Source organism: Demequina lignilytica (assembly GCF_030418305.1).
GTDB classification, from domain to species: Bacteria; Actinomycetota; Actinomycetes; order Actinomycetales; family Demequinaceae; genus Demequina; species Demequina lignilytica.
The window spans coordinates 318,778-338,781 of the sequence record NZ_JAUHPX010000002.1; the positions used below are offsets into that span (position 1 = coordinate 318,778).

Here is a 20,004-nt window from a genome sequence, read left to right on the forward strand (position 1 = left end):
ACGAGGCTCGGCGTTGTCGACTCCCGGATTTTGGTCACCCACGGGGCTCCTCCACAACTCCGCCAGTTAACGGTCGGCGCAGATCGAAGAAATGGACAGGGGCCACTTGCCGTTGACGCAATCCGGCACCCAGCGACGTACCCCGCCTCCCACCCCGAGGCGCCCCGGGCACAGTCGCACCCCACCCCTCGCACGAGGAAGGCCCCTCATGAAGGCACTGATCCACCACTCGTTCGGCAACCCCGCCGAGGTTCTCACCGTCGAGGACGTCGCCACCCCCGAGCCCCGCCCCGGCGAGGCGCGCGTGCGCCTCACGCTCGCGGCCATCCACAACCACGACCTCTGGACCGTCGCCGGCACCTACGGCTACAGGCCCAGCTTCCCGGCGCGCTCCGGCACCGAGGCCGTCAGCGTGGTCGAGGGCGTCGAGCACCTGCAGCCCGGCATGCGCGTCGCGACCGGCGGCACGTTCGGCGTGTGGGCCGAGCAGTTCGTCGCCAAGCCCGCTAGTTGCCAATCCACCCGGTCAGGTGTGCACGAGGGCGCCGCTACTCGTCGCCGTGTGCAGTTCAATCTTCCGCACCCCGCGGGAACTCGCCTCTGAGCCAATCACGGACCGCATCGACCGTTCCGAAACCGCGCTCTCGGAGCAAGTCGACAATGTCTCGCCCGCTGATCACGACGACTGGGTGTCCGTCCTCACGAATCTCCTTGTATGCCTGCTGGCCGACGTAGGACGTCGTTACGAAGACTCCAAATTCACGGTGCTTGATTCGCGAGATGAGTCGCGACACCTGCTTAACCCCGACTACGGTGTCGGGCGCGTAGCATTTCGCTTCCAGGGAGAACGTCAGCTCGATTCGATCGGACACGGGACCGAGCCCGTAGGAGCCGATGGCGTCGCGGCCTCCGTCGACAGAAGCTCGAGTCACTACTAGGCCACTCACTGCCGGCGACATCATCTGCCAGAGCTGAGCGGCACAATGCTCGAACTCGGTCGGCTCGTCTTCGAAGTAGGACTTAATGGCAGCGAGCATCTGCTTGCCGACCGCATCGCTCGGCAACTGCTCGTCGCGCGTGCGATGGGTGGCATTGGGAACCGCGGTGAGTGCTTGGTACGCGCCCGTCCTGATCCAGTTCAACCACGGTTTGGGTGCGTTGTCCGTCAACGGGTGCCCGGCTGTCAGATCCGCCAGCCAGTCGCGCGACACAATGCCGACATCGAGCACGGTGAACATGGCCCGGTAGTTCTGGTATCGCTGACCCTTTGCGCTCTTCCAGACGGCTACAAGCCTTTCGTCTGGCCTGATCGCTGCACCACCGGGCACTAGCAGGCCCCTGAACGCTGCGCTCCTTCCGGGCGATGCCTTCTCAAACAGGAAGATTGGCGGGACCAAACTTCGCCCCTGCGGGCCGCCGTCAGCGTTCGCGAAGATATCGCGCAGCAGGATGTTGCCCTTGCGCGGAGTGTCATGCAGTGCCCGTCCGGGTGTCTTCTGATCGCCGTGATAGACGAAGATCCCCGTGCGGGGGTCCAACTCGTCAGGCCAGTCTGGGTCAATGCCGCTCGTGTAGAGGACGACGTACCTGACGGTCTGCTTGGTGACGCTCCCGAGCGGACGGAAGCCACCCACGTTTCCCACGGACAGCAGCTTGTTGATCGGATCGTCGCCGGCGTTGCCTGAGGTGCCACCCAGATAGACGGCGTCGATGACGAGATCAGCATCTGCATGCAGCTCGAAAGGCAGGTCAGTCGAAGTAGGCACGGTCTGATGTTGGCATAGCGCGCGCTGTGGCTGCGCGACAGGTCTGTCCAAGCCTGCTAGTTGCTGATCCGCCCGATCACGAGCGCGCCAGCATGGGGTGATACGCGGCGCGGATTGGCTCTAGGGATTAAGTCTCACGTCTGCTTGTACGCTGAGGGCTGCTTGCCAGATGGACTTGACTGCTTCATCGAGTAGGGCTTCACAGGTCTCCCACGCCGTCAGCGACTCGGCAACGTGCAGCGTTGCGACCTGGCGAAGGTGCTCCTCAGGTTCACCACAGGACTGGACGTTGCACTCTTCGTCGCTGTCGTCGATGGTCGCAGATGCAATTTCGCTGCCGGTGGCTGGGTCAAGCGCGACAAGGACCCAGGAACTCTCGTCGTACTGCTTGGTGTAGGGGGCGCAGTCGATGCACGCGTACTTCACTGAGCCTGAGTTGGTGCGCACTTGGAAGGCGGCGGGCGCAAAAGTCCACTGGCAATCTTCGACCGCGTTTCCCTCGCACAGCTGAATCGTGGGATTACCTGAGGACCGAACCATTTCGGCGGGTTCGATGATGTCCTCGTGCATGTCCCTCATCGCTTCTGCCAGGTGGAGTGCGCAGTAGCCCGTGGCCGCGCGCGATGACGGTCGCCCGCGTGAACTGAGTCCGCTCTCTGTTGGAGTGCCGCACTCCACGCATATGTAGGTGCGCGACTCGCTCATGCTGGGCTCCCATCCGAAGGATTGAAGGAATCATCGCAGACGACCGTTGCTCATGGCGTGTGCACTTCCGCCTACGTCGCGAGCCCAGGAGGTGGGCGGGTGGCCATTGGTCCGTAGGGCCGTGCTCTAGCTCGTGCGCTGGCTGGCCTGCTTGAGCTTGGGCCTACGTTTATCGCCACGCCGCCGCCCTCATCCCCTTGGCCGAAGGCATCCCCGACGAGGTCGCCGCCCAGCTGGTCGCCATGCCCTTCTCCGCGATCAGCCTGCTCGACTCGCTCGACCTCTCCGAGGGCGACTGGCTGATCCAGAACGCCGCCAACGGCGCCGTCGGCCGCCTGGTCGCGCAGCTCGCGAAGCCGCGAGGCATCAACGTCGTCGGCCTGGTCCGCCGCGAGGCAGGCATCGCCGAACTCGAAGCCCAGGGCATCGACCGCATCGTCGCCACCGACACCGAGGGCTGGCAGGACCGCGTCGCCGCCATCGCCGGCGGCGCCCCGATCATTGTCGGCGTCGAGTCGGTCGGCGGCAAGGCAGCGGGCGACGTCATGTCGCAGCTCGCCGAGAACGGCACGCTCGTCGTGTTCGGCGCGATGGCCTCCCCCACCTTGGAGATCCCCTCCGGCGACGTCATCTTCAAGCAGGCCACCATCCGCGGCTTCTGGGGCTCCAAGGTCAGCGGCGCCATGCCCGCCGAGGACCGCCGCCGCCTCATGGGCGAGCTCTTCGCGGCGCTCGCCGACGGCACCATCACCCTGCCCGTCGAGGCCACCTTCGCCCTCGCCGACATCGCGGACGCCGTGACGGCGCACTTCACGCCGGGCCGCGCCGGCAAGGTGCTCCTCAAGCCCTGACGGAGGGACGATGCTGTGGTCGCCCTACGCTGGAAGCAGGGAGGTTCCATGTCCAGCAGCGGCAAGCTCGGGCTGTGGCCCGTGGTGGCGATCGGCGTGGGCGGGATGGTCGGCGGCGGGATCTTCGCCGTGCTGGGCCTCGCGGTGCAGCTCGCCCACGGCGGCACCCCGCTCGCGTTCGCGATCGCCGGCGGCGTCGCGCTGCTCACCGCCTACTCGTACGTGAAGCTGTCGCTGGCCTACCCCGGCCGGGGCGGCACGGTGACGTTCCTCAACCGCGCCTTCGGCGCGAACTATCTGACCGGCACCCTCAACGTGCTGCTCTGGCTCAGCTACATCGTGATGCTGTCGCTGTACTCGTACGCGTTCGGCAGCTACGGCGCCACCTTCCTCCCCGACCGGTGGCAGGGCCTGGGGGCGCACCTGCTCACCAGCGCCGCGATCGTGCTCATCGCGGGCCTCAACGTGCTGAGCGCCACCATCATCGGGCGCGCCGAGAACTGGATCGTCGGCCTCAAGATCGCCATCCTCGCCCTCTTCGTCGGCGTCGGGGCGTTCGGGATCGACTCGTCGAGCCTGGCACCCACGGCGTGGGCTCCGCTGCTCCAGGTCGCCGCGGGCGGCATGATCATCTTCCTCGCGTACGAGGGCTTCGAGCTCATCGCCAACACCGCCGACGACGTCGCCGATCCCCACCGCACCCTCCCCCGCGCCTTCTTCATCGCCGTCGGCTTCGTCGTGGTCCTCTACGTCGCCGTGGCGGCGGTGACGGTGGGCAACCTGAGCGTCGACAGCATCGTCGCCGCCAAGGACTTCGCCCTCGCCGAGGCGGCCAAGCCGTTCCTGGGCCAGGCCGGCTTCACCATGATCGCGATCGCCGCGATGCTCTCCACCGCGTCCGCGATCAACGCGACCCTGTACGGCTCGGCGCGGCTGAGCTACAGCATCGTCCGAGCCCACGAGCTCCCCCAGGCCCTCGGGCGTCGCCTCTGGGGACGGGACATCGAGGGCCTTCTCATCACCGCCGGCATCACCCTGGTGGTCGCGAACACCCTCGACCTCGGCTCGATCGCGACCATCGGATCGGCAGGCTTCCTCATCATCTTCGCCGCCGTCAACGCCGCGAGCGCCGTCCGCTCGCGCGACGTCGCCTCGCGCGCCTGGCTCTCCTGGGTCGCCGCCGCGGCGTGCGTGGTCGCACTCGGCGCGCTGATCTGGCAGACGGCTCCGGACGATGCGCAGAACCTCTGGGTCCTGCTCGGCCTGGTGGGGCTCGCGGCCGGCATCGAGGCGGTGTTCCGCCTCACCGAACGCGCCGAGCTCCGCCTCGAGTGAGCTCTCACCAGCGCGCTACCTCGGGTGCCGCCAGCCCCGCAATCCCCGTGTGGAGAATCTGACACGCACTGACGTTCCGTTTGAAATACCTGACAAACCCCGTCTAAGGTCGCAAATACTGCGAGCGGGACAAACCCGGTGTTCCGCCCAGAACGATCAAGGGGGATCTCCCGTGCATCACCGATCCAGTATGCGAACCAGAACGATCGCCTTCACCGCGACCGCCGGCCTCGCCGCCAGCGTCGCGATCGCGGCCGGCGCCCAGGCAGCCGTCCCGACCGACACCACCGACCTCCAGGACGCGGTGACCGCCGAGGGCGTCATGGAGCACCTGCAGGCGCTGCAGGACATCGCCGACGTCAACGGCGGCACCCGTCAGGCCGGCACCTCCGGTCACGTCGACTCGGTCTACTACATGAAGGACCTGCTCGACGCGGCCGGCTACGTGACCACCATCCAGCCGTTCACCTACGAGCGCGAGACGCTCATCTCCGCGACGCTCGAGCAGCTCGCGCCGAACCCGACCTCCTATGTCCACGGCACGGACTTCTTCTACATGGAGGGCGCGGGTGCCACGACCGCCGGCGTCGCCGGCGTCGACCTCGCGCTGGACGACCCCGCGAGCTCCACCAGCGGCTGCGAGGAGTCCGACTTCGCCGGCTTCCCCGCCGGCGAGATCGCCCTGATCCAGCGCGGCGCCTGCACCTTCGCGCTGAAGGCGGAGAACGCGATGGCGGCCGGCGCGACCGGCGTGATCATCTTCAACCAGGGCAACGGCGACGACCGCAAGGTCCTCTTCGGCGGCACCCTCGGCGACCTGCGCGCCACGATCCCCGTGGTCAGCGCCCCGTACGACCTGGGCGTCGAGTTCGCGGAGGCCGAGGGCCTCGAGCTGACCCTCGACGTGGATCTCGTGTGGAACCCGGTCGACACCATGAACCTGCTCGCCGACACCCCGACCGGTCGCACCGACCGCACCGTGGTGGTCGGCGGCCACCTCGACTCTGTCGGCGAGGGCCCCGGCATCAACGACAACGGCTCCGGCACCGCCGCGATCCTCGAGACCGCCCTGCAGATGGCGGCGCTCGGCATCGAGCCCGAGAACCGCGTCCGCTTCGCGTTCTGGAGCGGCGAGGAGGACGGCCTGCTCGGCTCCGAGTACTACGTCTCCCAGCTGTCCAAGTCCGAGCTCAAGGGCACCTCGGTGAACCTGAACTTCGACATGGTCGGCTCGCCCAATGCGGTGAACTTCGTCTACGACGGCGACGGCGACGCGTTCGGACTCTCCGGCCCGACCGGCTCCGACGTGGTCGAGGACGTCTTCACCAGCTTCTTCGACGCGGCCGGCGCTCCCACGACGGCGACCGCCTTCGACGGACGCTCCGACTACCTCGGCTTCATCGAGGCGGGCATCCCGGCCGGCGGCCTGTTCACCGGCGCCGAGGGCATCAAGTCCGTCGAGGAGGCCGCGCTCTACGGCGGCGTCGCCGGCGTCGCGTACGACCCGTGCTACCACGCGGCCTGCGACACGATCGACAACGTCTCCACGGAGACGCTCGGCCTCATGTCGGACGCGATCGCCCACGCGACGCTGACCTTCGCGGACACCACGTCCGCGGTGAGCGGCACCGCCAAGGGCAAGGCCAAGGGCCACTCCAAGGACCTGGAGTTCCTCGGCACCCACGCCGTCCGCTGACCCCGGACGCCTGAACACCAGCGAGGCCTCCGCCAGTGGCGGGGGCCTCGTTGCCTGCCCGGACCACGCCCGCTAGGGTCGACGGAAATCCGCTCGCACGACCACTGGGGGGTGACACTCGTGCGACACCTGATCGCCACCGCCATTCTCGCGCTGGCCACCGTCGGCGGCGCCGGTGTCCCCGCAGCCGCCGACACGGCCGACAGCGACACCATCGGGTCCACCGCGATCGAGGACATCGTCGCCGCCGAGCTGCCCGCCTCGCTCGCGCCCGGCGTCTCCTACGCCGTGGTCCGCGGCGGCGAGCTCGCCGAGTCCGGCGGACAGGGCGTCGCCCGGAAGGGCACGGACACGCCCGTCACCGCGGACACGCCCTTCCTCATCGGCTCGATCTCCAAGAGCTTCACCGCCCTCGCCGTCATGCAGCTGGTCGAGGCGGGCGACGTGGACCTCGACGCCCCCGGCGGGGACTACGTCGAGGCGCTCGCCGGTACCCCCGCGGGCGCGCCGACCGTGCGGGAGCTCCTCAGCCACACCAGCGGCTTCTCCACCCTCCAGGGCAACACGGCTCACGGGGACCGGAGCGGCGGCGAGGACGACCTCGCCAACGCCGTCAGCGGCCTCGCCGACGTCACCCCCGCCTACGAGCCGGGCACCCGCTGGGAGTACTCGAACACCAACTACCAGGTCCTGGGCCGGCTGATCGAGGAGGTCATCGGCACCAGCTACCAGGCGTACGTGACGGAGCACATCCTCGAGCCGGTCGGCATGACCGCGAGCACAGTCGCCGACGGCGCCGTCCACCTCGAGATGGCCACCGGCCACACCCCATGGTTCTGGACCAAGCGGCCGCTCGGCGAGACGCCCACCGACCGCGCGACCGCCCCGCAGGGCGGGATCATCGCGAGCGCCCATGACCTGTCGCTCTACCTCGGGATGATGATGAACGGCGAGGACGACGTCCTCAGCGCCGCCGGCAAGGCGCAGATGATGCGCCCCGCCAGCGCCGTCTCCCCCTTCTACGGCTTCGGCTGGTACGTCAACGGCGAAGGCACCGTCGGCCACTCGGGCGCCGTTCCCGGCGTCGAGACGCAGGCCACCATGGCTCCGGGCGGGAACGATGCGGTGGTGGTCCTGGTCAACGGCGGCAGCGGCATCGGCTTCGGGGAGACCACCCAGCTGCGGTACGCCGTCACCGCGGCCGCGCTCGACCTCGACTACGCGGGCGAGGGGTCGCGGTGGGGGCAGAAGGCCCTGTTCCTCGGGCTCGCGCTCGCCCCCGTCCTGTACCTGCTCGCCATGGCGTGGGCGTGGGCCAAGCGGGACAAGGTCCGCGCGAAGACCTCCGGCGCCGCCGGCCTGTTCAGCCTGTGGTTCCCGGTGCTCACCACCGCGGCGGCCGCGTGGGTGCTGCTGTGGCTGGTCCCGGGCTTCATGGGCGCGCCGCTATCCACGGTGCGGATCTTCCAGCCCGACATGGCGCTCATCATGACCGCGACCGCCGTGGGCGGCGTCGTGTGGGCGCTGTTCCGGATCGTCATCGCCTACACCGGGCCACGCCCCGCCAACCGCCTACGCTCGACGGTGTGACCCGCACCGCCAAGCCGAAGAAACCCCGCATCCCTCTCGAGGACGCGATCACGCAGTTCGGCCTCCCGCTCGCGAACCGCGACTTCGTCCGCGACCTCGCCGCCCACGTCGGCATCAGCGGCTGCGAGGTCACCCCCGGCTTCATCAAGGCGTTCCGCGCGGACCGCGGCAGCCCGCTGCGGATCGCGTCGGGCCACACCACCGGGTTCGTCTCCCGCGAGGAGGCGAAGGCCGCCGCCGGCGAGGGCGCCGATACCTGGGAGTCCGACCGCGCCTCCCTCTGGGGCGTCACGCACCCCGTCACCTACACGAGCCGGAACACCGCACGCGCCGAGGCCCCCGAACGCGACCACGGCACCTGCCCCGTGCACTTCGTGGCCCTGCCGGCGACGGGTGTGTGCGACCTCTGCGACTGACGCACGCATCGTGGGCCAGCGCACACGCTCACCCGTGCACGTCGCTACCGGCGCGGGCACGGCCCGCATGCCGCGCGGCCCATTCCAGTCTCAACCGGAATAGGCCAGAAGGCACCCCGCTAGTCGCACCCACAGGCACCCGCGGCGGTGCGCGCCTGCCAGCAGCGGTCGCACACGCCGTAGTCGCGCTCGACCGGCTTGGGCGAGGCGGGCTTGGAGAGACGCGCCGGGCGCGGCGCGTCGGCGGGGGCGTCGGACGCCCCGCCCGCCGGAGCCAGCACCGCATCGTCCACCGACACCGCCGCAGCGACCACAATCTTCGGGAACGCGACGCCCCAGTTGGTGGTGCCCGCGCGGTTCGTCTTCGACCACACCGCCTCGGGAAGGCCCGACGCGGAGACCACCTCGACCTCCGACGAGAACCACTCCACCCCACGATGGGTCACGTGCAGCGGATGCATGCCATCGATCCGATGCAGCTTCACGTACGAGGCCTTGAGCTCACCGCCGACGATCCCGGCGCGCAGCGCGATCTGCCGCACCAGCGGCCGGTGCGCGACCTCCAGCTCGAACTCCTCCAGCGCGGCGTCGACGGGGATCAGGTCAGGCGTGTTCACGGCGTCAAGGGTGCCACGGCTCGGACCCTGCTCAGTCCTCGATGACGTCCTCGCCGCGAGCCTCCAGCGCCGCCAACCCGTCCCGCATCCCCTGGAGGCGCTCGGGCGGATGACCCACCCAGTCGCGGATCTCCCCGACCACCCGCACCGGCGCGAGCGTGCGATACGACAGCGTCGGGTTGCCCGGGAAGCGCTTGTCGGTGACGTTCGGGTCGTCCTCGAGCTCGCCGGTCGGCTCGACCACGTAGATCCGGCCGGGCCCGTCGCCCACGGCGAGCTCAGCGCCCCAGGTCGCCGCGTCGAGGGTCCGGGTCACGTACACGTGCCGCAGCGGGGCGTCGGGACGGAAGTTCGACTCGTAGCCGGGCTCGAGCACGTCGCCGGGAGCGAGCGCCGCCTTGGTCCCGTGCAGATACACGGTCCCGTCGCCGTAGACCTCGAAGGGCACCGGTGGCTCGCGCGTCGTTCCTGCGTCGCTCACGTCCCCGGCACCACCGTCCACGTCCGCTTCATCTCGAGCACCCAGTACACGGCGAACAGCGAGATCTCCCACCACTCGATCGCGAGGATCGCGTGCTCCCAGTGCGCGAAGGTCCGCAGCGCGAACACCACGGGCAGCCCCGCGATCATCGCCACCAGGATCGCGCCGTAGCGCCCGCGCGGCACCTTCTCGGTGCCGCCGAGCGGCTCGGGCCACACGTGGCTCGCGATCGCGGTGGCGAACCCGACGATCAGGAACACGGCGCCGAGCATGTGCACCGCCTGGAAGCCCGTCCCGCGCACCAGCGCGAGCCCGAGCACCACCAGGAACACCAGCTGGAGCGCCTGCGTGATCCAGAACCACACCTTGGTGGCCGTGCGGCGGCTGAGGTCCGCGACCCGCGGGGGGCCGTACTTGAGCTCGACCAGGACGTACAGCCCGGCACCGAGAACGATCAGCACGAGCACGATCCGCAGGGAGTTCACCAGCTCGTCGGGGTCCGTCCCCGCGGGAGGGTTCGCGACCAGCGAGTCGAAGCCGGTGGGCACGAACGCGATCATCAGCGCGTAGAACCCCGCCACGTTGAGCGCGTAGTCCTCGAGCGGGTTGCCCTTGTAGGCGACCAGGCAGACCCCGGTCGCGACCATCGCGCCCACGAAGACGTCCTGCAGGAGCGTGCCGTAGTACTCGCTGATCGACCCCTCGAGGCTCCCGTAGACCACGAGCAGCGCGAGCGAGGACAGGAGGAGCAGCAGCGGCAGCGCCACCAGCAGCATCCGAAGGTTGCGGTACGTCTCCACGGCACGCCACGGCTCGCGTGCCACCTGCTCGCTCGTGCTCCGCATGGCGCCCCCTGCACCGTTGGATCCGTCTCGAGGTCAGGGTTCCATGGTGCGCCCGATGGCTCCCGCTGTCGCGGCGGGCGGCCCCGCTAGCTCCCGACCGCCCCGCGGGACAGCTCGACGAACCCCAACCCTTCGTACAACCGGATCGCGCCCACGCTGTCCGCGTCGACGGTCAGCCCCAGCCGGGTCTCCCCCTCCGCGAGCACGGCCCGCGCGGCGATCCCCAGCAGCGCCGACGCGATCCCGCGCCGCTGCCACGCCGCGTCCGTGAGCACGCCGATCACGTACGGGTGGTCGGGCGCCTGCGGGTGGACGATGCGCCGGACCGTCAGCACGGCCCCCACCGGCTCCCCGGCATCGCCGAGCGCGACCGGCGACGCCTCCGGCATCACCTCGCCCCACGTGCCGTCGAACGAGGCGAGCGTCTCCGCCCGCAGCGCCTCCTCGGTGTCCTCGGGCGGGTGCAGCGGGTAGGTCGCGTACGCGAGCGCCGCGTGCCAGTCGAGATCGTCCATGGACCAGGGACGATGCCGCGGCCAGGTCCGCGCGCGCTCCGCCACGGTGGCGGCCTCGGCGGCCATGACGATGCGCTCGTATCCCACGCTCTCCCCCATGCGGGGAACGCTAGCAGCGGCCGCCGCGCGGGACTCGGCTCACACCGTGACGCCCACCCCGACCAGCTCGGGCTCGTCGTCCCCCGCCGCGGCGAGGGCCTCGACCGGAGGCTCCCCCGCATCGTCCCGCGTCAGCGAGAACACGGCGGTCGCGACCACGGACCCCACGAGCATGACGATCACGAGCGGCACCGCCGTCGCCTCACCGCCGAGGCCGACGAGCGGCGCGACCACCCCGGCGAGCGCGAACTGCCCGAAGCCCAGCAGCGCCGAGGCCGCCCCGCTCGCGTCGGGCACGGCGTCCATCGCCATCGCCGTCACGGTGCCGAGCACCAGGCCCAGCGCGCCGACGGCCACCAGGATCGGCAGCGCGAGCCACAGCGCGGGCACGCCCACCACGACCATGAGCGCGAGCGCCACCGTCCCCGCGAGGTTGAGCGACAGCCCCAGCCGCGCGAGCCGGCGCACCCCGAAGCGACCGGTCAGGTTCATGGCGGCACCGCTCACCACCATCAGCACCAGGGCGTTGACTCCGAACGCGAGCCCGTACTGCCAGGCGGTCAGCCCCATCATCTGCTGGTAGAGGAAGGGCGAGGCGGAGATGTACGCCATCATCGTCGAGAACGCGAAGGCGAACGCCAGCGCCGCCCCGACGTACTGGCGCGTGCCGAGCTCACGCAGGCCCGCCCGGAGGGACGATGCGCCGCCGGCCCCCCGCGCCTCGCGCGGGTGGGTCTCGGGGACGAACATCAGCACGGCGACCAGCGAGGCCACGCCGATCCCGGCGACGATCCACAGCAGCCCGCGCCAGCCGAGAGGCTCGGCGAGCAGGCTTCCCGCGATGGGCGCGACCACGGGAGCGGCGCCCGAGACGATCATGAGCGCGCTGAAGGCGCGCGCCGCCTGCCGGCCGTGCGCGAGGTCCGCGATCACGGTGCGGCCGATCACCATGCCCGCCGCGCCGCTGAGGCCCTGGATCAGGCGGGCGGCGACCAGCAGCGCGACGGTCGGCGCGACCGCCGCGGCGGCCGAGGAGAGCACGAAGATCACGACGCCCGCGACGAGCGGTCCGCGCCGGCCCAGCCGGTCGGACAGCGGCCCGAACACCAGCTGTCCCACCGCGGCGCCCACCAGGAAGGCGGTGAGCGAGAGCTGGATCGCCGAGGTCGAGGCGCCCAGCTGCTCCGCCATGTCGGGGAAGGCCGGCAGGTACAGGTCCGTCGCGAACGGCGCGGCCGCGGCGAGCAGCCCGGCGGTCACGATCAGCGCGGTGGTGAGCCGGGGCATCCGGCGGGGCGCGGCCTCGGCGGCGGGGGTGGTCATGCAGACTCCTTATAGTTATGAAATCATAACTATAGTACGATAACTTTCGCAGGCAAGGAAGGGAGCGTGACGATGACGTCCCGCACGGATCACCTGGCAGACGTCGCCACCGCGGCGATCTCCGTCGCGCGCAAGATCCAGAGCGTGCCGTTCGACGATCCCGGGATCGTCCCGCTCTGCCACCTCGACCGGATCGTCATCCGCCACATCGACCGCTTCCCCGGACTGCAGCCGTCCGAGGTCGCCGCCGACCTCGGCCTGCAGGCGTCGAACGCCTCGACCGCCATCCGGTCGCTCACGCGGTTGGGCCTGGTCGAGAAGCGCACGGACGGCGCCGACCGCCGGGCGAAGCACCTCCACCTGACCGCCGCCGGCGAGGACGTCGGCCGCCGCGTGCGCGGAGAGTGGGCCGCCCTGCTCGACCCGCTGGTGTCCTCGGACGAGGACGCCGCGACGCTCGCGCGGGCTCTCGTGGCCCTGGACGACGCGCTGAACCGCCACGTCGGATCCCACGGCGCCCTCGGCCCGGAGCGCACCGAGCCGGGCGCTCAGGCGTCGACGTCGGTGACCCCCTCGTAGAGCCCGATCACGTTGCCGTCCGGGTCGGCGATCACCGCCCACCACGAGGTCTCGGAGATGGGCGACTTCTCCATCAGCACGGACGCCCCGTTCGCCCGAGCGAGCGCGACCGTGTCATCGATGGAGTCGACCTCGACGTAGCTGCGCGGCTGGGAGAACTCCGCGGAGCGCGGGGCCAGCCCTCCCCCGCTGATCTGGTTGGGCGCCTGCCACATCGGATAGCCCTCGAAGCCGGGCGGCTCCGCGATCCGCCACCCGAACAGCGTCGAGTAGAAGCCGGACGCCGCCGCCAGGTCGGAGACCGGGATGTCGATGTGCGTGATGTCGCCGTGAGCCATGCGTGCCTCCCAGGGGTCGGGACGGCCGGGGCGCCGCCCACCCGACGAGTCTGCGTCGCGGGACGATGCGCGGCAACAGGAGCGCCCGCGGCGCCAGGGCCGGACCTACTCGAGATCCCCCAGATCGACCCCAAGATCGATCTCCCGCGGCCCGCCGACCCCCGCGCCCGGGGGCGACACCGGCTTGGGCAAGCGCGCGGCCGTATGGACCTCCTCGCGGACCAGCGCCTCGGGAAGCGCGCCCAGGAAGTAGGCGTCCTCGACGAAGCCGAGGCCAGCCGACGTGCTCACCCATGCGCGCACGGGCGTGTGTGCGAAGGTCCGGGTGACGATCAGCCTGTCCCGCGCCCGCGTGAGCGCCACGTAGAGCACCCGCCGCTCCTCCTCGATCGAGTCGACGTCGCCCAGGGAGCGCGCGGACGGGTACGCCCCGGCCGAGACCCCCGCGCAGAACGCCCAGTCCCTCTCGAGCCCCTTGGCCGAGTGCACGGTGGAGACGATGACGTGGTCGCCGTCGGAGCGGTCCTGCGACAGCTCCGAGGTGAACACGGGCGAGAGCAGGTACTCCTCGATGAACGCGCTGATCGACGGTCGTGACGCGGCGAGCCGCTCGACGTGCGAGAGGTCGCGCGACCGGGCGTCCCAGTTGTCGTTGCGGTACTTGTGCGCCAGCACGGGGGTGAGCATGGAGGCCGCCCGGCCCACCGCATCGTCCACCCGGGCCGAGGCCTCCTCGATGGCGTCCAACCCGGCGGCGAGCCAGCCAGGCAGCCCCTTCAGGGCGCGCTCGCGCGCCTCCCGTGCGGAGAGACCGGCGCCGCGGGCGTCGAGCACGTCGTCGAACACCCGCGCCGCCGTCCGGTCGCCCACGCGGGGCAGCAGCGTGAGCAGGCGCATCCAGGCGATCTCGTCGTCGGGGTTGGACACCACGCGGAGCGCGGAGAGCACGTCGCGCACGTGCGCGCTCTCGAGCAGCTTGACGCCGCCGTAGAAGACGTAGGGGATGTCGTTCTCGACCAGCCGCGCCTCGATCGCGCGACCCGAGTAGTTGGAGCGCACCAGGATCAGGTGGGTCGCCCAGGGCTGTCCGTCGTCGCGGGCGCGCATCATCTCGGCGGCGATCCAGCCCGCCTCGTCCTGCGGGGTCTCGAAGGAGTGCAGCTCGGGCTTCGCGCCGCTCCCCCGCACCGCGCGCAGGTGCTTGTCGTAGCCCAGCGGCGACTGATCGAGCAGCCAGTTGCTCAGGTCGAGGATCTCCTGCGTCGAGCGGTAGTTGTCCTCGAGCTTGAGCACCCGCGCGCCGGGCACGCGGTCGCGGAAGCTGTGGATGGACGCGAAGTCGGCGCCGCGGAAGCCGTAGATCGACTGCGCGTCGTCGCCCACGCAGTAGAACCGCGTGTGCGGGACCAGGGGGTCGATCAGCAGCCACTGCAGGGGGTTGGTGTCCTGCATCTCGTCGACCAGGATCTCCTCGTAATGGCTGCCCACCCAGGCGGCCACCGCAGGGTCCTTGAGCCGCTCGGCGAAGATCATGAGGATGTCGTCGTAGTTGAGGTACTGCCGCTCGCGCTTGCGCTCCTCGAAGGCCCGCACGATCGCGCCGACGGCCTTCGCGTCGATGGTCTGGTCGGGATGCTTGACCCGGATCGCCTCGGCGAGGGTGATGCGGGTGTTCCGCGCGAAGGACAGGACGTCGACGATCTGGTCCGCCTTGAGCCCCTCGACCCGCTTGCCGCGCCCGACGACGCCGCGCATCACCTGCGCCTGGTCCTCCGCGTCGAGGACGCTCCAGCCCTCGTAGCCGAACACGTCGGGGTTGTTGCGGACGTGCCGCATCGCCCACCCGTGGAAGGTCATGGCGGCGACGCCCTCCTGAGCGCCACCGACCCCGATCTCGGCCTGGACGCGCGAGCGGATCTCGGCGGCCGCGCGGCGGGTGAACGTGATGGCGAGCAGCCGCTCGGGCGAGACGCCCTGGCGCAGCTGATGCCGCAGCCGCGCGACGATCGTGGTGGTCTTGCCCGTCCCTGCACCGGCGAGGACGAGGTTGTGGCTCGACCCGGTGAGGACGGCCTCGCGCTGGGCTGCGTTGAGGCCCTCGAGAACCGTGTCCGCACCCGCCTCAGCCATGCGAACGAGTCTAGGCGCGGGGTGCGACAGCGACTCCCGACCCGATCCGGGCATCCCGGACAAAAGTCGCAGGGCTCCCGATCCGCTGGCATGATCGAAGGCACCAGGACACGGAGCGGTGGCTGTGGTGCTGAGGGTCACGTGGCCGGCGCGTCTAGCGAGGCAAGTGGAGACCCGTCATGGCATCGACCCTCAATGTTGACGTCCGACCCAGCGACACCCAGGCCTTCGAGGACGGCGTGCGCGCCGTGCTCTACGCGCGGGTCAGCTATCGAGCCGAGTCCGGGGACAAGCCCGACGGGGCCGAGGCGCCGCTCGCCGTCGGGGCGACGGTGCGCGCCGAGCTCGAGACCGACGGCACCGCCCAGTTCGAGATCGCCGACTTCGCAGGCGACGCCGGCGTCGAGGTGGCGATCGAGGCGTCCCAGGGCACCCGGCTGTGGGCCGCCAAGGTCAAGGCGACCCGCGGCAACGATCGCGCGTTCCACGCCTCCGCCACCTTCCCCGTCGACACGCTCGTGGACGCGACCGTGCGCACCGAGCCCGACAGCACGCCCGCATGGCGGCGGGCGGGACGGTTCGTGCGGCTCGACGACCAGGTCGCCGACTTCGGCGGCACCCGCCTCTACGTCGCGCCCCTCGCCACCCGCGCCGACGACTCGCAATGGGCGGCCCTGCGCGCGGTGCTCGGCATGGACGGGAACGGCGCGGTCGGCACGTTCGAGGCCGAGGCGATCGACGCGGGCGCGGTGGCCGCGAACGCCGTGACCACGCTCGGCCTGCGTGAGGCCACCCTGCGCACCGACGGCGGCTTCGCCTTCGAGGCCACGCTGTCGGACGGGTCCTCGGAGACCGGCTGGGCCTGGCTGCTGATCGGACGCGAGTCCTTCGCGGGCTTCCACCCCGACGACCCGGCGGTGGCGTCCGCGGAGCACATCGTCATCGTGCTGCCCGCCGGCGCCCTCCTCGAGGGCGACGATGCGGCGGATGGGGGCGGCGCCTCGTCCCCCTCGGGCGTCCCGATGGACTTCGACGAGCGGCAGCTGATCGACAACCCCGCGGACTTCGCCGAGGACCCCGGCAGCGTCTGCCACCCGTTCAGCGCACCGCAGCGCATCCTGGGCGAGCGCCCGTTCCACACCATCCTGCGGGTGGACCAGCCCGAGGTGGGCGGGGGGAAGGTCGGCACGGACTGGCGGGCGCCTCTGCTCGGGCTGAGCCTCGCGTCGATGCCGATGCGGACCCGCGCGCTCGCGGCGCGCGACAGCGACCGCCCGCTCGAGACCGTGGTCCGCGACTCCGTGATCACCCGCATGCGGTCCCCCGAGACCATGACGGAGTGGTCGCGGTGGATCGGCAACCGCGCGGAGGGCCGACGTGCGGTCAGCCGCGGCAACCCGATCCGCTGGGAGGGTGACCCCACCGAGTATCAGGCCACCACGGTGTGCGGCGGCCACATCCTCGACTGGCGCGTGCAGTGGCGCTCCAACGGATACTCGCTCGGCAACGTCGCCTACTCCCTCACCCTGGCGCCGCGCCAGGTCCGTCGCATCTCCCGGGTCTCGTGGTCGCGGAGGGACCGAGCGCGGCGCTCCGAGCGCACGCGCCAGCAGGACTCCGTCTCGCAGACCACGCTCAGCGACCGCGACTACTCCGACGCGGTCCAGTCGAGCCTCAGCGAGTGGGCGCACGGCGAGTCCGAGTCGAAGACCACCTCGGCCGCGGGCGGCATCGGCTTCGCGATGGGACCCGTGGTCATCGGTGGCGGCGCGGCGCACGGCCGCTCCAGCGCTTCGTCCACCCAGACGGGCGGGCGGCGGGTGGGCGCGAGCGAGGAGCAGCGCCTGCGCGACGCGATCCGCCAGTGGGGCGAGTCCGCGCGCTCCCTCAACAGCACCGTGGTGACCGAGGTGACGCAGGAGGAGGAGGCGGAGGGCGTCTCCGAGGTGGTCCGCAACATCAACTACTGCCACTCGCTCACCGTCACGTACTCCGAGATCCTCCGCCACCTCCGCGTGGACACCGTGCTGTCCGGCGTGCGGGAGTGCCTGTTCGTGCCGTTCACCATCACGCCGTTCGACCTGGAGAAGGCCATCTCGTGGCGTGAGCAGCTGCGCCGCGGGCTGCGCTCCCGCGAGCTCCGCTCGGCGCTCGACCACCTGGAGGAGGTCGAGAACGACTGGACCGGCTCGGACATCCCGGCCGGCGCGCGCAAGGACCAGCAGATCGAGTACCTCAGCGGCTCGATCTACGTGGACCTCTCGATCGAGCGGCCGCGGGCCCAGCTCAAGGACGAGGAGCTCGCCGACTACCTCAAGCTCGCCTGGGGCCCGTTCGGCCGCATCCTCGCCAGGCCCGCACGGCAGGTCCACGACCTGCTCGAGGCGATGGCCGAGCAGCGAGACTCCTACTACCAGCGCGAGGTCGCGCCCGGGATGGCGGTCAAGTGGGCGGACCGGCTCGAGCTGTTCGCGGGGGACAAGAAGATCGACAGCATCGACCTCACGCTCGCGACGCGGTACCGCTTCGGCAGCAAGGTGCGGATCGACTTCCAGGCGGCCGCCCCGGACGGCGTCACCCGCGACGACCTCAAGGAGCTCAAGGTGGTCGCGGGGCACGACCTCCCGCCGGGCAGCTCGGCGAACCTCCGCAGCGCGTCGATCGACTACTCCACCGCCACGTTCGACCACTCCGCCCGGTCGGCGCCCCTGGTCGGGGACCTGATCGACGTCGAGACCGGGGCGATCGATCCCGAGGGCGCCGTGTCCTACCTGCGCCTGACGCCGTGGGAGCTGCGCGACCAGCGCGTCGAGATCGAGAGCCAGGTGGACCAGCTCATCACGCACCTCAACGCCAACCGGGTCTACTACCACAAGGTGATCTGGTGGCTCATGGACCGCGACGAGCTCTACATGATGCTCGACGGCTTCACCAGCCCCTACGGCCGGCGCTTCGACGGCACCGACTGGGTCGACGACCCGGGCCGCTCGATCGCCTCGGTGGTCGAGCGCGAGCCGCTCGCGATCCTGGGCAACTCCCTGGTGCTGCGGGTGGCGAGCGGCGCCTTCCTGGGAGTCGACGGACACCCCAGCCCCGACGCCCTGCGCGAGTACTACGTGGACGGCGCCGCGGTGCCCGAGCCCCTGCGCGTCAGCCTGCCCACCCAGGGCCTGTACGCGCGGGCGCTCATGGACGAGTGCCTCGCGTGCGAGGAGCACGCGGGCAGCCTCGACTGGGTGCTCGCCCAGGACGAGCCGGAGCTGGAGGCCCTCGCGTCCCAGCTGATCAGCCGGCGCGCCGAGCCCGCCAACCTCACCCCGACGGAGTTCAACGACTCGCTCATCAACCTCCACGCGGCCCCCGCCGCACCCGCCCCCACGGGACTCGCCGGGATCCTCGAGGCCGTCACCTCCGCCGACTCCTTCCGCGACATGGCGGGGCTCGCGAAGACCCAGGACAACTCGATCGAGGGCCTCAAGCAGGCGGCGTCGCTCGCGACGGGCTTCGCCTCCAAGGCCGTGGACCTGCAGACCGCCAAGTACGGCACGCAGGAGGCCAAGCGCAAGCTCGACAACATCAAGAAGGCCAAGGAGCTGGGGCTGATCGACGACAAGGAGGCGACGGCTCAGGCGAAGAAGGTGCTCGAGAGCCAGAACGTGGCGACCGCGGGCGGCTCACTGCTGGACAACCAGCAGGTGGGCAAGGTGGTCGACAAGGGTGCCGACGGCAAGGTCAAGGTCACCCGGCAGACCGCCGAGGGCGCGGAGACGGTCGAGGTCGACGCGTCGAAGAAGGACGACAGCGGCTCCGACTCCTCCTCGTCGAAGAGCCCCGCGACCCGCACCCCCGCCCCCGGCACCAACCCCGGCTCCACCGTCGCCGACGCGCAGGCGATGATCACCACCATCCGCGGGCTGGACCCCAGCACCGTGAAGTTCACGTTCGCCCCCGACGACGTCGCCGACAGCCTCGCGCGGCTCTTCTCGGACAAGAAGCACCCGAGCCAGGGCAAGCTCAACCTCTGCGGGCCGGCCGCGACGCTGCGCGCCGTGATGAACCGCGACCGCAAGCTGGTCGCCGGGTTCGTCGCCGGCCTCTACGCGCACGGGGACGCACGCTGGGGCACCCGGACCGTCGAGCCCGGCGGGGATCTGCGCCGTCAGCTGATGGATCCCGCGTGGGGCGTCGAGCCCGCCGCCTGGATCGCGATGAGCTCGCTGCGGGACGACGAGAACTGGCTGCTCGACTTCGAGGGAACCCCCGACGAGGACGTCGCGGCCGCGACCACGCCCGGAGAGGTGGCCGACTGGCTCGAGGAGACCAACCTCTACTCGAACGTGCGGAACGAGGCGAACCTGGTGGTCAACCGCGACGTCGACCACATCCTGGGCCTCACGCCCGACAACCGCCATGACGTGATCCTGCTCATCCACGCGCACCTGCTGCGCGGGCAGCCGGTCGCGGCCTCCGGCGGAGCCCCGATCGACGGCGAGGTGAAGTCCGACGAGTTCATCCTCAACTCGTTCCCCAACCACTTCATCATGCTCGACGGGCCGGCCACGCTGAACGGCGACCGGGTGGGGTTCAACGCGTGGTCGTGGGGCACCAACTACGACGTGAGCGTCCCGGTCGACACATTCAAGAAGAACTACTACGGGGCCGTCATCGCGACCGCCTGAGCCGCCGGGCCCCCGACGCCCCTGACAGCGGGCCGAATT

The 20,004-nt window shown here is 70.7% G+C and carries 17 protein-coding genes; 8 read left to right on the forward strand and 9 right to left on the reverse strand.

What is annotated here, in order from left to right; all coding sequences use genetic code 11:
- Positions 1 to 208: 208 nt before the first annotated feature.
- Complete coding sequence (locus QQX10_RS04785) at positions 209 to 604, forward strand: alcohol dehydrogenase catalytic domain-containing protein (protein ID WP_367281258.1); 396 nt, start codon at positions 209 to 211, stop codon at positions 602 to 604.
- Here the strand turns inward: QQX10_RS04785 and QQX10_RS04790 are convergent.
- Together QQX10_RS04790 and QQX10_RS04795 are read right to left on the reverse strand one after the other, a co-directional pair.
- A complete protein-coding gene (locus QQX10_RS04790; protein WP_301118544.1) occupies positions 570 to 1,766 on the reverse strand; it encodes a restriction endonuclease in 1,197 nt (398 codons plus the stop codon). The genes QQX10_RS04785 and QQX10_RS04790 overlap by 35 nt on opposite strands.
- Before the next feature lie 120 nt (positions 1,767 to 1,886).
- A complete protein-coding gene (locus QQX10_RS04795) occupies positions 1,887 to 2,336 on the reverse strand; it encodes a hypothetical protein (protein WP_301118545.1) in 450 nt (149 codons plus the stop codon).
- Between the two features lie 332 nt (positions 2,337 to 2,668).
- Between QQX10_RS04795 and QQX10_RS04800 the strand changes: the two genes are divergently transcribed.
- The 5 genes from QQX10_RS04800 to QQX10_RS04820 all read left to right on the forward strand — a co-directional run bounded on the left by QQX10_RS04800 (position 2,669) and on the right by QQX10_RS04820 (position 8,359).
- Positions 2,669 to 3,322, forward strand: a complete 654-nt coding sequence (locus QQX10_RS04800; RefSeq protein ID WP_301118546.1) for a zinc-binding dehydrogenase — start codon at positions 2,669 to 2,671, stop codon at positions 3,320 to 3,322.
- 48 nt (positions 3,323 to 3,370) lie between these two features.
- Positions 3,371 to 4,657, forward strand: a complete 1,287-nt coding sequence (locus QQX10_RS04805) for an APC family permease (protein WP_301118547.1) — start codon at positions 3,371 to 3,373, stop codon at positions 4,655 to 4,657.
- Positions 4,658 to 4,847: 190 nt separating this feature from the next.
- A complete protein-coding gene (locus QQX10_RS04810) occupies positions 4,848 to 6,353 on the forward strand; it encodes a M20/M25/M40 family metallo-hydrolase (protein ID WP_301118548.1) in 1,506 nt (501 codons plus the stop codon).
- A 120-nt stretch (positions 6,354 to 6,473) separates the two neighbouring features.
- Positions 6,474 to 7,943 (forward strand): serine hydrolase, encoded by a 1,470-nt coding sequence (locus QQX10_RS04815; RefSeq protein ID WP_301118549.1) that lies wholly within the window; start codon positions 6,474 to 6,476, stop codon positions 7,941 to 7,943.
- The gene (locus tag QQX10_RS04820; RefSeq protein WP_301118550.1) at positions 7,940 to 8,359 is read left to right on the forward strand and encodes a hypothetical protein; all 420 of its coding nucleotides are present in this window, start codon (positions 7,940 to 7,942) and stop codon (positions 8,357 to 8,359) included. The genes QQX10_RS04815 and QQX10_RS04820 overlap by 4 nt, the downstream gene beginning before the upstream one ends.
- Before the next feature lie 119 nt (positions 8,360 to 8,478).
- Here the strand turns inward: QQX10_RS04820 and QQX10_RS04825 are convergent, their stop codons facing one another.
- The 5 genes from QQX10_RS04825 to QQX10_RS04845 form a co-directional block, all read right to left on the reverse strand.
- Positions 8,479 to 8,976, reverse strand: a complete 498-nt coding sequence (locus QQX10_RS04825; RefSeq protein ID WP_301118551.1) for a hypothetical protein — start codon at positions 8,974 to 8,976, stop codon at positions 8,479 to 8,481.
- 31 nt (positions 8,977 to 9,007) lie between these two features.
- Positions 9,008 to 9,424, reverse strand: a complete 417-nt coding sequence (arr, locus tag QQX10_RS04830; protein WP_301118624.1) for an NAD(+)--rifampin ADP-ribosyltransferase — start codon at positions 9,422 to 9,424, stop codon at positions 9,008 to 9,010.
- A gap of 29 nt (positions 9,425 to 9,453) precedes the next feature.
- Positions 9,454 to 10,302 (reverse strand): hypothetical protein, encoded by an 849-nt coding sequence (locus QQX10_RS04835; RefSeq protein WP_301118552.1) that lies wholly within the window; start codon positions 10,300 to 10,302, stop codon positions 9,454 to 9,456.
- An 86-nt stretch (positions 10,303 to 10,388) separates the two neighbouring features.
- Positions 10,389 to 10,916 (reverse strand): GNAT family N-acetyltransferase, encoded by a 528-nt coding sequence (locus QQX10_RS04840; protein WP_301118553.1) that lies wholly within the window; start codon positions 10,914 to 10,916, stop codon positions 10,389 to 10,391.
- Between the two features lie 39 nt (positions 10,917 to 10,955).
- Complete coding sequence (locus tag QQX10_RS04845) at positions 10,956 to 12,239, reverse strand: multidrug effflux MFS transporter (RefSeq protein WP_301118554.1); 1,284 nt, start codon at positions 12,237 to 12,239, stop codon at positions 10,956 to 10,958.
- Between the two features lie 72 nt (positions 12,240 to 12,311).
- On the opposite strand from QQX10_RS04845, the gene QQX10_RS04850 reads away from it, so the two are divergent.
- Positions 12,312 to 12,818: a MarR family winged helix-turn-helix transcriptional regulator gene (locus tag QQX10_RS04850; RefSeq protein ID WP_301118625.1), complete on the forward strand. Its 507-nt coding sequence runs from the start codon at positions 12,312 to 12,314 to the stop codon at positions 12,816 to 12,818.
- On the opposite strand, the gene QQX10_RS04855 is transcribed toward QQX10_RS04850, so the two are convergent.
- Together QQX10_RS04855 and QQX10_RS04860 are read right to left on the reverse strand one after the other, a co-directional pair.
- Positions 12,788 to 13,156, reverse strand: coding sequence for a VOC family protein (locus QQX10_RS04855; protein WP_301118555.1), 369 nt, complete (start codon positions 13,154 to 13,156; stop codon positions 12,788 to 12,790). The two genes, QQX10_RS04850 and QQX10_RS04855, sit on opposite strands and share 31 nt — an antisense overlap.
- A gap of 105 nt (positions 13,157 to 13,261) precedes the next feature.
- Positions 13,262 to 15,286 carry an ATP-dependent helicase gene (locus tag QQX10_RS04860; protein ID WP_301118556.1) on the reverse strand — a complete coding sequence of 675 codons (2,025 nt, stop codon included), beginning with the start codon at positions 15,284 to 15,286 and terminating at the stop codon, positions 13,262 to 13,264.
- Positions 15,287 to 15,465: 179 nt separating this feature from the next.
- Between QQX10_RS04860 and QQX10_RS04865 the strand changes: the two genes are divergently transcribed.
- The gene (locus QQX10_RS04865) at positions 15,466 to 19,965 is read left to right on the forward strand and encodes a hypothetical protein (protein ID WP_301118557.1); all 4,500 of its coding nucleotides are present in this window, start codon (positions 15,466 to 15,468) and stop codon (positions 19,963 to 19,965) included.
- The last annotated feature ends 39 nt before the right edge of the window (positions 19,966 to 20,004 follow it).

Bases quoted from the DNA above. Each gene is read 5' to 3' on its own strand.
- QQX10_RS04785 (WP_367281258.1), top strand. From the start codon at position 209: ATGAAGGCACTGATCCACCACTCGTTCGGCAACCCCGCCGAGGTTCTC.
- QQX10_RS04795 (WP_301118545.1), bottom strand. From the start codon at position 2,336: ATGCACGAGGACATCATCGAACCCGCCGAAATGGTTCGGTCCTCAGGT.
- QQX10_RS04805 (WP_301118547.1), top strand. From the start codon at position 3,371: ATGTCCAGCAGCGGCAAGCTCGGGCTGTGGCCCGTGGTGGCGATCGGC.
- QQX10_RS04810 (WP_301118548.1), top strand. From the start codon at position 4,848: ATGCGAACCAGAACGATCGCCTTCACCGCGACCGCCGGCCTCGCCGCC.
- QQX10_RS04835 (WP_301118552.1), bottom strand. From the start codon at position 10,302: ATGCGGAGCACGAGCGAGCAGGTGGCACGCGAGCCGTGGCGTGCCGTG.
- QQX10_RS04840 (WP_301118553.1), bottom strand. From the start codon at position 10,916: ATGGGGGAGAGCGTGGGATACGAGCGCATCGTCATGGCCGCCGAGGCC.
- QQX10_RS04845 (WP_301118554.1), bottom strand. From the start codon at position 12,239: ATGACCACCCCCGCCGCCGAGGCCGCGCCCCGCCGGATGCCCCGGCTC.
- QQX10_RS04850 (WP_301118625.1), top strand. From the start codon at position 12,312: ATGACGTCCCGCACGGATCACCTGGCAGACGTCGCCACCGCGGCGATC.
- QQX10_RS04855 (WP_301118555.1), bottom strand. From the start codon at position 13,156: ATGGCTCACGGCGACATCACGCACATCGACATCCCGGTCTCCGACCTG.
- QQX10_RS04860 (WP_301118556.1), bottom strand. From the start codon at position 15,286: ATGGCTGAGGCGGGTGCGGACACGGTTCTCGAGGGCCTCAACGCAGCC.
- QQX10_RS04865 (WP_301118557.1), top strand. From the start codon at position 15,466: ATGGCATCGACCCTCAATGTTGACGTCCGACCCAGCGACACCCAGGCC.